At 70.6% G+C, this 12,109-nt stretch carries 10 protein-coding genes and 1 pseudogene; 8 read left to right on the plus strand and 3 right to left on the minus strand.

Annotated features, from left to right (window positions below; genetic code table 11):
- Positions 1-43: 43 nt before the first annotated feature.
- The 6 genes and pseudogenes from gspM to pncB all read left to right on the plus strand — a co-directional run bounded on the left by gspM (position 44) and on the right by pncB (position 7,102).
- A complete protein-coding gene (gene gspM / locus LDO26_RS04120; protein ID WP_232129812.1) occupies positions 44-679 on the plus strand; it encodes a type II secretion system protein GspM in 636 nt (211 codons plus the stop codon).
- On the plus strand, positions 669-1,496 hold the full coding sequence (locus LDO26_RS04125) for a type II secretion system protein, XpsN-like (protein ID WP_232129813.1): 828 nt from the start codon (positions 669-671) through the stop codon (positions 1,494-1,496). Before gspM ends, LDO26_RS04125 begins: the two co-directional genes overlap by 11 nt.
- Before the next feature lie 113 nt (positions 1,497-1,609).
- Complete coding sequence (gspD, locus tag LDO26_RS04130; RefSeq protein ID WP_435594024.1) at positions 1,610-3,865, plus strand: type II secretion system secretin GspD; 2,256 nt, start codon at positions 1,610-1,612, stop codon at positions 3,863-3,865.
- A 28-nt stretch (positions 3,866-3,893) separates the two neighbouring features.
- Positions 3,894-4,721, plus strand: a pseudogene (locus tag LDO26_RS04135) (glycosyltransferase family 2 protein); the annotation flags it as partial.
- A gap of 215 nt (positions 4,722-4,936) precedes the next feature.
- The gene (locus tag LDO26_RS04140) at positions 4,937-5,791 is read left to right on the plus strand and encodes a glycosyltransferase family 2 protein (RefSeq protein ID WP_232129814.1); all 855 of its coding nucleotides are present in this window, start codon (positions 4,937-4,939) and stop codon (positions 5,789-5,791) included.
- Positions 5,792-5,914: 123 nt separating this feature from the next.
- Entirely contained in the window at positions 5,915-7,102 is a 1,188-nt protein-coding gene (gene pncB, locus LDO26_RS04145; protein ID WP_232129815.1) for a nicotinate phosphoribosyltransferase, read from the plus strand.
- Positions 7,103-7,149: 47 nt separating this feature from the next.
- On the opposite strand, the gene LDO26_RS04150 is transcribed toward pncB, so the two are convergent.
- The gene (locus tag LDO26_RS04150; protein WP_232129816.1) at positions 7,150-7,947 is read right to left on the minus strand and encodes a (S)-acetoin forming diacetyl reductase; all 798 of its coding nucleotides are present in this window, start codon (positions 7,945-7,947) and stop codon (positions 7,150-7,152) included.
- A gap of 200 nt (positions 7,948-8,147) precedes the next feature.
- On the opposite strand from LDO26_RS04150, the gene LDO26_RS04155 reads away from it, so the two are divergent.
- The gene (locus LDO26_RS04155) at positions 8,148-9,428 is read left to right on the plus strand and encodes a serine hydrolase domain-containing protein (protein ID WP_232129817.1); all 1,281 of its coding nucleotides are present in this window, start codon (positions 8,148-8,150) and stop codon (positions 9,426-9,428) included.
- Here LDO26_RS04155 and pyrF read toward each other — a convergent pair.
- Positions 9,419-10,252 (minus strand): orotidine-5'-phosphate decarboxylase, encoded by an 834-nt coding sequence (gene pyrF / locus LDO26_RS04160; protein WP_232129818.1) that lies wholly within the window; start codon positions 10,250-10,252, stop codon positions 9,419-9,421. The two genes, LDO26_RS04155 and pyrF, sit on opposite strands and share 10 nt — an antisense overlap.
- Before the next feature lie 260 nt (positions 10,253-10,512).
- Here pyrF and LDO26_RS04165 point away from each other — a divergent pair, with 260 nt between their 5' ends.
- Complete coding sequence (locus LDO26_RS04165; protein WP_232129944.1) at positions 10,513-11,166, plus strand: DUF3667 domain-containing protein; 654 nt, start codon at positions 10,513-10,515, stop codon at positions 11,164-11,166.
- Positions 11,167-11,258: 92 nt separating this feature from the next.
- On the opposite strand, the gene map is transcribed toward LDO26_RS04165, so the two are convergent.
- Positions 11,259-12,011 (minus strand): type I methionyl aminopeptidase, encoded by a 753-nt coding sequence (map, locus tag LDO26_RS04170; protein WP_232129819.1) that lies wholly within the window; start codon positions 12,009-12,011, stop codon positions 11,259-11,261.
- Positions 12,012-12,109 lie beyond the last annotated feature (98 nt).

Raw genomic sequence — 12,109 nt, forward strand, 5'->3', positions numbered from 1 at the left:
GCCGACCGCACCCGCGCCGGCACCGGCCCGGCCTGGCGCGGCGGTGTCCACCCGCGACCGCTGGCTGGCGCTGGCGGTGCTCGCCGGCGTGCTCGCGCTGGCGTACCTGCTCCTGCTGCACGGCAGCTGGACGGTGCCGATGCGCCAGCTCGGCAGCGACATCGACGACCTGCAGCAGCGCGACGTGCGCATCCGCCGCGAACTGGCGCAGGCGCCGCAGGTGCGCGAGCAACTGGAGCATGCGCGCGAGCAAATGGCGGACGTGCCGGGCTTCATGCCGCAGCCGAGCGTCGAACTGGCGACCGCGGCCCTGGTACAGCGGCTGGAGACCGCCGTCGCCGAGGCCAGCCCCGGCAACCGCAGCTGCGCGATCAGCAACCGCTCGCCGCTCGCCGGGCCGCGCAACGAGCGCTATCCGCGCGCGACCGTGCAGGTGCGGCTGCGCTGCGGCAACCCGGAACTGGCGGCGGTGCTGTATTCGCTGGAAACCGGCACGCCGCGGCTGTTCGTCGACAACCTCAACATCCTGTCGCAGCGCCACACCCAGACGCCGGGCAGCAACAGCGGCGGTATCGACGTGAGTTTCGATCTCTACGGCTATGTCCTCGCGCCGGCCAGGGCGTCCACGGCACGCGGCGCTGCACCGGCCGCCGGCGCGGGAGCGACCGATGCGGATTGACAGCGCCAATGCGCGGACCTGGCTGCTGGCCGCCGTCGCCGGCTGGGCGCTGCTGGTCTGGGGGCTGTCGCTGGCCGGCTTGGGCGCGCGCATCGAGCGCCTGGACGCGGAGGCCGAACCGCTGCCGGCGGTGAACTGGGCCGGCCCGGGCGAAGATGCCGCGGCACCGCCGCTGTCCACGTTCGCCGACATCGGCAACCGGCCGCTGTTCACCAGCGACCGCCGCCCGCATCCGTTCTTCATCGACCCGCAGGACGAGGGCGACGGCGGCGACAACGGCTTCGACTACGTGCTGACCAGCGTGCTGACCAGCCCCGGGTTCAGCATGGCGATCCTGCAGCCCCGCGACGGCGGCGAATCGGTGCGGCTGAAGATCGGCGAGGCGCCGCCCGGCGCCGGCAGCTGGGTGCTCGGCTCGGTCGACGCGCGCAGCGTGGTGTTCAACGGGCCCGAAGGCCCGACCACGCTGGAACTGCGGGTCTTCGACGGCACCGGCGGTGAGCCGCCGACGCCGATGACGGCGCCGCCGCCGGCCGGCGATGCGGTCCAGGCGACCGCGCCGGCGCGCCGCACGACAGCGCGTGCGGCGGCACCCGTGGCCGAAGCGCCCGGCAATGCCGCCACGCGGCCGGTGCCGCCACCGGCGAATGCCCGCGCACAGGCGCCGGCACCGCAGCAGGCGCCGATCGACGGCAACGGTGGCGTGGTCGCCGAGACCGCGGAATCCAGCGGGCCGTCGCAGGCCCAGGTCGAGGCGATCCGCAAGCGCATCGAGGAGCGCCGCGCCCGCCTGCGCCAGCAGCAGTCGCAGCCATGAGCATGCCCGCCGGTCCCAGGCGCGTGGGCGGCAGGAATCGTCCGGGCTTTTCGCCTCGAACATTCCTGCCGCCCACGCGCCTGGCGCCACCAATGACGACTAGACTCCGAGTGATGACCGATTCGATGACGCCAGCCCGCCACCTCCGCGCGATCGCCTTCGCGACCTGTACCGTCCTCATCGCCGGCTGCGCGTCCGCGCCGAGCGCGCGCATGCAGCGCAGCGGGGACCTGTCCCGGGCGGGCTCGGCCGCCGATGCCGCCGGCGGCCCGCGCATCGAGTCGCTGATCGACGACGACGACCGGCCGCAGCCGCAGATCCGCCGCGGTAGCGGCCAGGTCCTCAACCAGGGCGCGGCCGCCGCGCCGCCGCCGAACCTCGGCGGCACCACCGGGCAGGCCTCGTTCAATTTCGAGGGCGAGTCGGTGCACGCGGTCGCCAAGGCGATCCTCGGCGACATGCTCGGCCAGAACTACGTCATCGCGCCGGAGGTACAGGGCACGGTGACGCTGGCCACGCCCAGGCCGGTCAGCCCGGCGCAGGCGCTGAGCCTGCTGGAGATGGTGCTGGGCTGGAACAACGCCCGCATGATCTACAGCGACGGCCGCTACAACATCGTGCCGGCCGATACCGCGCTGGCGACCGGCACCGTCGCCCCGCGTGCCGGTTCCACCGGCGCCGCGCGCGGCTTCGAGGTGCGCACCGTGCCGCTGCGCTACATCTCGGCGACCGAGATGGAGAAGGTGCTCGAACCCTACGCGCGGCCGAACGCGATCGTGGCCGCCGACAACGCGCGCAACGTCATCACCATTTCCGGCAGTCGCACCGAGCTCGACAACTACCTGCGCACGATCGAGATCTTCGACGTCGACTGGCTGTCGGGCATGTCGGTCGGCGTGTTCCCGTTGCAGTCGGGCAAGGCCACGCAGGTGGTCGCCGACCTGGAGAAGGTGTTCGGCCAGGACAGCGAATCGCCGGTGTCGGGCATGTTCCGCTTCATGCCGCTGGAAGGCGCCAACGCGGTGCTGGTGATCACGCCGCAAGCCGACTACCTGGGCGAGATCCAGCAGTGGCTGGAGCGCATCGACAACGCCGGCCAGGAGCCGCGGCTGTTCTCCTACGAGCTGAAGTTCATCAAGGCGCGCGAACTGGCGCAGCGGCTGTCGGAGGTGTTCGGCGGCGGTGGCGGCAGCAGTGCCGGGCGCGACAGCGCTTCGCTGATGCCGGGCCTGACCGGCAGCTCGCTGCGCAGCGACGGGCTCGATGCCCAGGGCACGAGCGGCAGCAGCGGGTTCGACAGCGGCAGCGGGCTCGGCAGCGGCAGCCGCGGATCGAGCCGCAGCGGCAGCGGCGCACGTGGCGGCAATGTCGGCGAAATGCAGCTCAACGAACAGCAGGACGGCCCCAGCAGCGTGACCCTGGAGGTCGAGGGCGACCGCGTCGGCGTGTCGGCGGTCGACGAGACCAACACGCTGCTGGTGCGCACGACGCCGGCGGCGTGGCGCTCGATCCGCGACGTGGTCGAGCGGCTCGACGTGATGCCGGCGCAGGTGCACATCGAGGCGCAGGTGGTCGAGGTACTGCTCAGTGGCGAGCTCGAGTATGGCGTCAACTGGTTCATCGAGAAGGGCATGACCGACAACAACATCGGACCGTTCCCGGGGCCAGGTGCCCCGGGTGTGGGCGGTCCCAGCCGCTGGAGCACGCTGGGCGCCAGCATCGGCGGCAACTCGGGCGCGGGACTGGCCTGGACCCTGGTCAAGAACGACGCCGCTGCGGTCATCAATGCGCTCGACGAGGTCACCGACGTGCAGATCCTGCAATCGCCGTCGGTGTTCGTGCGCAACAACGCGATGGCCGAGTTCAACGTCGGCGCGAACATCCCGATCTCGACGACCAGCGTCAATCCGATCCTCGGCGACAGCAGCTACACCAACGTGCAGTACCTGGAGACCGGCACGATCCTGAAGGTGCGGCCGCGGGTCACGCGCGACGGCATGGTGTTCCTGGACATCGTGCAGGAAGTCAGTTCGCCGCAGCCGCAGAACACGGCCGACAGCCAGGGCAACGTGCGCATCGACACGCGCAGGCTCAAGACCGAGGCCGCGGTGCAGGCGGGCGAAACGGTGATGCTGGCCGGCCTGATCCGCGACGAGGTCGGCCGGACGTCCGGCGGCCTGCCCGGACTGAGCCGCATTCCCGTCATCGGCAGCCTGTTCGGCACGCAGAGCTCGCGCACCGAACGCACCGAAGTCATCGTGCTGCTGACCCCGACGATCGTGCGCAACCCGCTCGAAGCCCGGCAGCTGACCGACGAGTACGGCCGCCGCTTCCGCGCGCTGCAGCCGCTGCATCGGGCGCAGGACTGACGCGGCGGCATGCCGACGGAGTCCGGGCATGGCTGAACTTCCGGTCGTGCTGCTGCCGGTCGGGCACGACGACGAGGCGCTCGACGCCTGCCTGGCCGCGCTGGATGCCGGCACCCCGGCCGGCACCCGCGTCTGGCTGGCCGACGACGCCCGGGTCGGGCCGCGCGGCGCGCAGATCGTCCAGCGCTGGCTGGCCGGCACCGCGCTGCAGGCCGACTACACCTGCCGCCAGCGCAGCATCGGCGAGGTCGCCCATCTCGACGACGTGCTGCGCGCCTGCGGCGATGCCGACGTCATCGTGCTGGCGCCCGATGCGATTCCCGCGCCCGGCTGGGCCGAGGCACTGGCCGCGTGCTTCGCGCGCGATGCCTCGATCGCGACCGCCACGCCGTGGTGCAACGCCGGCGAGGCCGCGGCATGGCCGTCGATCGGCGAGATCTCGCCGGTTCCCGACGATCCGGCGCGGCTGGCGCGCGCCTGCCGGCAACTGCCGCCGCTGCATCCGGAGTTGCCGGCCGCGGTCGGCCATGCGGTGATGCTGCGCGGCAACGCGCGGCGCAAGGCCGGCGGCCTGGATGCGTCCAGCTACGCGTCGTGGTATGCGGCGCTGATCGACCTGTCGCTGCGCATGGCGGGCCTGGGCTGGCGCAATGCCTTGTGCGAAACCGCATTCGTCGCGCGCGGCGGCGAGGGCGGCCCCGCCGACGGCGACATGGATGCGCTGGCCGTGCGCTGGCCGGCCTGGCATGCGCGGCTGGCGACCTTCCTGATGGACGATCCGCTGCATGCGGCCCGGCAGCAACTGCAGCGGCTGTATGCGGCGTTGGAGGACGCGCCGGCCCAGCAGCAGCTGTTCCGGGAAGAAACGGCAGCCGAAGACTGCCTGCCTGCTCCGCTCTCCCGCAGCGCGGAAGAGGGGGGAACCATCCGCGGAGCGGTGGATGGGGCGAGGTCAGACAACAGCCGCGCGCAGACCGGCACGTCGGTCGATGACGGCCGGACCGGCACCGCCCCCGACGCCGATGCGGGCATGCACGCGGACCCCGGGCACGCAGGACAGGACCCGGCGCGGTGAACACCCCGTCGGAGCGCGTGCCCGCCGATGCCGACATCGTCGCCGTCGTCGTCAGCTACCAGAGCGCCAGCACGCTCGACTACTGCGTGCGCCGCCTGCGCGGGGCCCATGGCATCGCCGAGATCCGGGTCGTCGACAACGGCTCCGGCGACGACTCGCTGGGCATCGTGCAGCGCAACGCGTCGCTGGATCCGCGGGTACGCTTCATCGGCAATCCGGACAACCCGGGGTTCGCGGTCGCCTGCAACCAGGGCGTGCGCGACAGCTCCGCCCCGTGGATCGCCTTCGTCAATCCCGATTGCCTGGTCGGGCGCGATGCGCTGGCGCGCCTGCGCGCACATGCCCGGGCGCTGGACGGCGAATGCCTGCTGGGCGTGGATCTGGTCGACGAGGCCGGCGTGCGCGACGCCGCGGCACGGCGCCGCGACCCGGATTTCGCGGCGATGCTGCGGTCGCGGGCCGGCCGCGACCTGTCGCTGCCGCGCGATCCGGCGCAGGCGCTGCAGCGCGTCGATGCGATCTCCGGCGCGCTGATGCTGCTGCCGCGCAGCCTGTTCGATCGGATCGGCGGCTTCGACACCGGCTATCGCCTGCACGCCGAGGACCTGGACTTCTCGCGCCGCGCGCGCGAGGCCGGCGCGGTCGTCGCGGTGGCCAACGACATCCAGGTCGTGCACCTGCGCGGCGTGTCCAGCCGCGCGCGGCCGGTGTTCGTCGAATGGCACAAGCATCGTGGCCTGTGGCGCTACTTCAGCAAGTTCGAGCGTGCGCGTCGCAGCGCGCCGGTGCGGGTCGCGGTGTGGGCGATGATCTGGCTGCGCTTTCCGTTCGCGGTGCTGCGACGCCTGTAGCGCAGGTCCCGATCCGTCCGGGTCCGCGCCGCGACACGCGTCGATGGAACCAAGCTGGCGGGCCGGGCCCCGCCCTGCGCGCCGGACGCGTTAGGCTTTGCAGGTCCTGTCCCGAATACGCCCATGCCGATCATCCAGTCGCTGCTCGACACCGATCTCTACAAGTTCACGATGATGCAGGCGGTGTTGCACCAGCACCCGGCCGCGCACGTGGAGTACCGCTTCCGCTGCCGCACGCCGGGCATCGACCTGGCGCGGCATCTGGACGCGATCGAGGCGGAGATCGACCACCTGTGCAACCTGCGTTTCGACGACGGCGAGCTGGACTACCTGCGCGGCCTGCGCTTCCTCAAGTCCGATTTCGTCGATTTCCTGTCGCTGTTCCAGTTCCGCCGCAAGTACATCACGCTGCGGCCTTCCACGCAGGTGCCCGGCGAGATCGAGCTGGAGATCGCCGGGCCGTGGCTGCATACGATCCTGTTCGAGGTGCCGCTGCTGGCGATCGTCAACGAGGTGTATTTCCGCCGGACCCATGGCGGGCCGGACCAGGCGGAAGGCCTGCGGCGGTTGCAGGCCAAGATCGACCGCATCCACGACGCGGTCGGCTACGAGGACTGCCGCATCACCGACTTCGGCACCCGCCGGCGCTACTCGCGGGCGTGGCAGGAGGCCGTGGTGCCGTACCTGGCGCGCGGGCTGGGCGAGAAGTTCGCCGGCACCAGCAATGTCGACCTGGCGCGGCGCTACGGACTGGTCGCGCAGGGCACGATGGCCCACGAGTGGCTGCAGGCGTTCCAGGCGCTGGGACCGCGGCTGCGCGACTCGCAGTCCGCCGCGTTCGACAGCTGGGCGCGCGAGTATCGCGGCGATCTCGGCATCGCGTTGACCGACGTGATCGGGCTGGATGCGTTCGTGCGCGATTTCGACCTCTACTTCTGCAAGCTGTTCGACGGCATGCGCCACGACTCCGGCGATCCGGTGGAGTGGGGCGAGCGCCTGATCGCGCACCTGGCCGCGAACAAGGTCGACCCGCGCGGCAAGGTGTTCGTGTTCAGCGACGGTCTCGACGTCGACGAGGTGATGCGGCTGTACGCGCATTTCCGCGGCCGCTGCCTGATGTCGTTCGGCATCGGCACCAACCTGACCAACGACGTCGGCCCGACGCCGTTGCAGATCGTGCTGAAGATGGTCCGCTGCAACGGCCAGCCGGTCGCCAAGCTCAGCGACTCGCCGGGCAAGACGATGTGCGACGACGTCGGCTACTTGGCGTACCTGCGACAGGTGTTCGAGGTGCGGCCGGACGTGCCCTGACGCGATGCGGTGCGCGGCATCGCGCCCGGGTCGCGCGGACCGGCAGGTCAGTTGAACACCATGCCGCCGTCGATGATCAGCGCCTGGCCGGTCATGTAGTCCGAATCCGGGCCGGCCAGGTAGGACACGCAGCCGGCCACGTCCTCCGGCTCGGAGATGCGCCCCAGGGTTACGGTCTTCGCCCACTGCTGCAGGCCCCACTCGAGCGACTCGCCGTTCGCGTCGGCCACCTTTTTCGCAATGCCTTCCATCATCGGCGTGCGCACGATGCCCGGGCAGTAGGCGTTCACCGTGATGCCGAGCGCGGCCAGGTCCCGGGCCGCGGTCTGGGTGATGCCGCGGATCGCGAACTTGGTGGCGCCATAGACCGCCAGGTCCGGATTGCCGACCTGGCCGGCCTGCGAGGAGGCGTTGATGATCTTGCCCACGACCTGTCCCGGATGCGCGGGCGTGCGTGCCTTGAAGTGGCGGATCGCGGCCTGGATGCCCCAGTAGGTGCTGCCGACGTTGACGTCGAAGACCTTGCGGTAGAGCTCCGGCGTGATGTCCTCCAGCGGCGTGGTCGGGGCGATGCCCGCGTTGTTGACCAGTACGTCGAGCCGCCCGAACGCCTCGACCACCTTGTCCACCGCAGCAAGTACCTGTTCGCGCTCGGCGACGTCCACCTGCACCGCCAGGCCCGCGCCGTCCGCGGCGGCGATCAGGTCCACCGTCTGCTGCGCGGTGTCGGGATTGAAGTCCAGGCTGCCGATGGCGAAGCCGTCACGCGCCAGCCGCAGCGCGATCGCGCGGCCGATGCCCTGGCCGGCGCCGGTGACGACGGCGACTTTCGATGGGGTGTTCATGGGCTTGTCTCCCGTTGCGGAAAGGGTCCGGCGCAGTGTGCCTGCCCACCGCGACAGTGGCATTGCGCCTGATCAACGATCGTGCTCCCGCGTGCCGCCGCGGGATGTGCGACGCGCGTTCAGGCGGCGTGACCATCGGCATGTTGTGGCGGGCGGATGCGGGGCGCAGTCTCGCCACCATGTCACCGGAGGTTGCACGCATGTACGGCTCGAGGACATTGGCGATCACCGTCGTCGTTTCGCTGGTCGCGGCATTGCCCGTCTTTGCTGCGCCCGCCGCGGCCGGCGCGCAGGAGACGCAGGCCGCGTTGCAGGTCCTGCGCGAGGGCGCTCGCGCCAGCGACAGCGATACCCTGCGCATCGTCCATGACGGCGTCGTGCTGCTGGACCAGCGCCGCCCCGATACGCCAGCCGATGGGCTGGAAACCATGTCGGTCACCAAGTCGCTGGTCGCACTGGCGATCGGGCGGCTGCTGACGCAGGGCCGCATCGACACGATCGACCAGCCCGTCGCCGATTTCTACCCGGAGTGGAGGCAGGGCCGGAAGGCCGGCATCACCGTGCGGATGCTGCTCGACCATACCTCGGGTCTGCAGAACGTGCCCGATACCCGGGTCGAGATCTATCCCGCGCCGGACGGACTCCAGCTGGCGCTGGCCGCCGAGCTGTCCGACGCGCCGGGCGAACGCTTCTCGTACAACAACAAGGCGATGAACCTGCTGGCGGGCGTGGTCGAACGCGCGTCGGGCAAACGCATGGACCGCTACATCGCCGACGAACTGCTCGCCCCGATGGGCGTCGGCGGCCGGGTCTGGAATGCCGACGGTTTCGACCGCGCCGGCAATCCCTATGCGATGGCGGGCTGGAACGCGACCGCCGACGCCATGGCCAGGGTCGGTCAGCTGGTGCTCGACGGCGGTCGCTGGCAGGGCGCACCGCTGGTCGATGGCGGCTTCGTCTGCGAGATGCTCGCGCCCGGCGAGCGGGAACCGCATTACGGGCTGCTGTGGTGGCGGAAATCCGAGACGATGGACCTGTTCGTCGATGCGGCTGCGCTCGACCGTTTCCGCGAGGCAGGTGTCGACGCAGGCGTGCTCGATGGCATGCAGGCGCTCGTCGGCAGGACGTTCGCCGATTCGCAGGCGTTGCGTGCGGGCGTCGCCGAAGCGGTCGATGGCGGCATCGGCGCGCTGGCCGAGGCCGCGGCGGCGCGGTCGCAGGACGTCGAGGCGCTGTTCGGCGTCGGCGGCGGGCCGGTGGTGGCCTACGAGGCCAACGGCTGGCGCGGGCAGTACATCGTCGTGGTGCCGCAGGCGAGGCTGGTGGCGGTCCGCCAGGTCGGCGGGCGCGATGTCGCCGACGACGCACCCTGGCCCTACGGCTATCCCGATTTCACGCAGCAGGTCGTGGCGCTGGCGAAGACGCTGGCGCCGGATCTGGCGGTCGACGACGCGCCGTGCGGCGGCGCGGATCAGCGATAGCGGTTGATCGCGTCGCGCAGCGCGCGCGCCGCACCGGCAGCCGCGTCCGCATAGTCGGCATCGCCCGAGGCATAGAGGATCGCGCGCGAGGAACTGATGATCAGGCCGGTGCCGTCGGCGGTCGCCGCATTGCGTACCACCGCCTCCACGTCGCCGCCCTGGGCGCCGATGCCCGGGATCAGCAGCGGCATGTCGCCGACGATGCCGCGGATGATCTTGAGTTCTTCCGGGAACGTCGCGCCGACCACCAGCGCGCAGTTGCCGTCGGCGTTCCAGTCCTCGGCGATGGTGCGCGCGATGTGCTGGTAGAGCGGCACGCCGTCGACCAGCAGCTCCTGGAAATCGCGCGCGCCGGGATTGGAGGTGTGGCACAGGAAGATGCAGCCGCGGTCGTTGCGCTGCAGGAACGGCGCGGCCGAATCGCGGCCCATGTACGGATTCAGCGTGACCGCGTCCGCGCCGAAGCGGTCGAAGGCCTCGAGCGCGTACTGCTCGGCGGTACTGCCGATGTCGCCGCGCTTGGCATCGAGGATCACCGGCACTTCGGGATGGCTGCCGTTGATGTGGGCGATGAGCCGCTGCAGCGCCGCCTCGCCGCCGTTGTGAGCGGCGAAGTAGGCGATCTGCGGCTTGAACGCGCAGGCGTACTCGGCGGTGGCGTCGACGATGTCGCGGCAGAACGCGAACAGCGCCTCGCCGTCTTCGTCCTGCGCGTCGTCGACGAAGGCGTCGGGGAATCTCGACGGGTCAGGGTCGAGGCCGATGCAGACCAGCGTGTCGGCGGACTGCCAGCGGGTGCGGAGTGTGTCGATGAAGGCGGGCATCATGCGTTCCAGGGCGGTCGGCGGGTGCCGACGCGACCGTCGACATCCCCAATGGGCGTAGATGATACTGCCTGCCTCCAGGGCGCCTGGGGCCTGCAGGGGACAGGCATCGGATGAACGGCACGGACAGTTGCGGGAGTTGTGGGCGTCCTGTCCTGGACGCGTCCCAGGCCTACTGCCCGGTGTGTGGGCAGGCGACGCCGACACGTCGGCTCGACTGGACCTACCTCGCGCATGAGTTGCAGCACAGCGTGCTGCAGATGGATCGCGGCCTGCTGTACACGCTCCGGGAGCTGATGCTGCGGCCCGGGCACCTGATCCGCGGCTATGTCGAAGGCCGGCGGGCGCGACACGTCAAGCCGCTGGTGTTGGTGCTGACCATGGCGGCGATCCTGACCATCGCCGCCGCATTGCTCAACGATGGCAGCGTCGTGGGCAGTTCGATGAGCGCGGATTTCCATGCCGGCGCGTCCAATGCGGCGGACGAGGCCGGTACCGACTCCGCTCGGTTCGCGGCCGCCGTGCAGGTGCTCGGCGATTGGTTCAATCGCCATCTGGCGCTGGTCACCTTGCTGTTGTTGCCGTTCGAGGCCTGGGCATTCAAGCTCGCCTATCGCCGGTTCCGGCACATCAGCTACCCGGAGTGGCTGACGATCACCGCCTTCCTGACCGCGCAGGCATTCGTGGTGTGGCTCGTGGCGCTGCTGCTGCAGCACGCGGTTCCGCGCCTGGACCAGCTCATGGCGCCGGTCATCGTGCTGTACAACGGGTTCAGCCTGGTGCAGTACTTCGAGGGCTATCCGCGCTGGAAATCCGCATTGCGCGCGGCCTGGGGCTTTGCGATGTACTACCTGCTGAGCGGGCTGCTGATGGGCGTGGCGCTGGTCGCGATCGGCGTGGCAATGCGGCAATGAATCCAAAAACCGGGATCAGAGCCGGGTTTTCTTCCCGGATTGGCACCGGGCGCCAGGGTTTCGGAAAAACCCGGCGCTGGCCCCGGTTCCGGTCATGGCGCGGCGTCCCGGGTCACGATGATCGGTTCGCCGCGGGTAACGACGACCGTGTGTTCGAACTGCGCGCCATAGCCCTTGGGGCAGATCAGCGACCAGCCGTCGTCGAGGTCTTCGGTGCGCGTGGCGTGGGTCGCCAGGAACGGCTCGACCGTGATCACCATGCCGTCGTGCAGGCGGCGGGTATCACGGCGATCGAAGTAGCCGGGAATCGAACCGGGCGCTTCGTGCAACGCGCGACCGACGCCGTGGCTCTGCAGATTGCGGATGATGCGGAAACCGCGGCGCGCGGCGACGGTCTCGATGGTGCGGCCGATGCCGCTGAGCAGCTCGCCTGCACGCAGCTGGGCGATGGCGGCATCGCGTGCTTCGCGGGTCGCGTCGAGCAGGCGCTGCTGCGCGGCGCTCGCGGTACCGACGACGAAGCTGGCGCCGGTGTCGGCGAAGAAGCTGTCGAGTTCGGCGGACACATCGATGTTGACCAGATCGCCATCGCGCAACGGCGTCGCATCCGGGATGCCGTGCGCGACGACACGGTTGACGCTGATGCAGGTCGCGGCGGGGAAGCCGTAGGTCAGCACCGGCGCGGACTGCGCGCCGGCGTCGCGCAGCATGTCGGCGCCGATGATGTCGAGCTCGCGCGGTGTTGTGCCGGCCAATGCCTGCGCGCGCATCGTCGCCAGGATCCGCGCGACCAGCGCGCCGGCGCGCCGGAGGCCTTCGAGTTCTTCGAGGTTCTGGATGGTCATTCGCGGCTCCCGGTGTCCTGCGCTGCCCTCATCCCAACCCCTCTCCCGAGGGGAGAGGGGCTCACAACCTGCTTCGCTTCTCAATCCGCGTCCATCCG

The sequence above is a fragment of the Proluteimonas luteida genome, from assembly GCF_021191695.1.
GTDB lineage: Bacteria > Pseudomonadota > Gammaproteobacteria > Xanthomonadales > Xanthomonadaceae > Luteimonas > Luteimonas luteida.

Bases quoted from the DNA above. Each gene is read 5' to 3' on its own strand.
- map (WP_232129819.1), bottom strand. From the start codon at position 12,011: ATGACCATCCAGAACCTCGAAGAACTCGAAGGCCTCCGGCGCGCCGGC.
- LDO26_RS04165 (WP_232129944.1), top strand. From the start codon at position 10,513: ATGGATCGCGGCCTGCTGTACACGCTCCGGGAGCTGATGCTGCGGCCC.
- pncB (WP_232129815.1), top strand. From the start codon at position 5,915: ATGCCGATCATCCAGTCGCTGCTCGACACCGATCTCTACAAGTTCACG.
- LDO26_RS04155 (WP_232129817.1), top strand. From the start codon at position 8,148: ATGTACGGCTCGAGGACATTGGCGATCACCGTCGTCGTTTCGCTGGTC.
- pyrF (WP_232129818.1), bottom strand. From the start codon at position 10,252: ATGCCCGCCTTCATCGACACACTCCGCACCCGCTGGCAGTCCGCCGAC.
- LDO26_RS04150 (WP_232129816.1), bottom strand. From the start codon at position 7,947: ATGAACACCCCATCGAAAGTCGCCGTCGTCACCGGCGCCGGCCAGGGC.
- LDO26_RS04125 (WP_232129813.1), top strand. From the start codon at position 669: ATGCGGATTGACAGCGCCAATGCGCGGACCTGGCTGCTGGCCGCCGTC.
- gspD (WP_435594024.1), top strand. From the start codon at position 1,610: ATGACCGATTCGATGACGCCAGCCCGCCACCTCCGCGCGATCGCCTTC.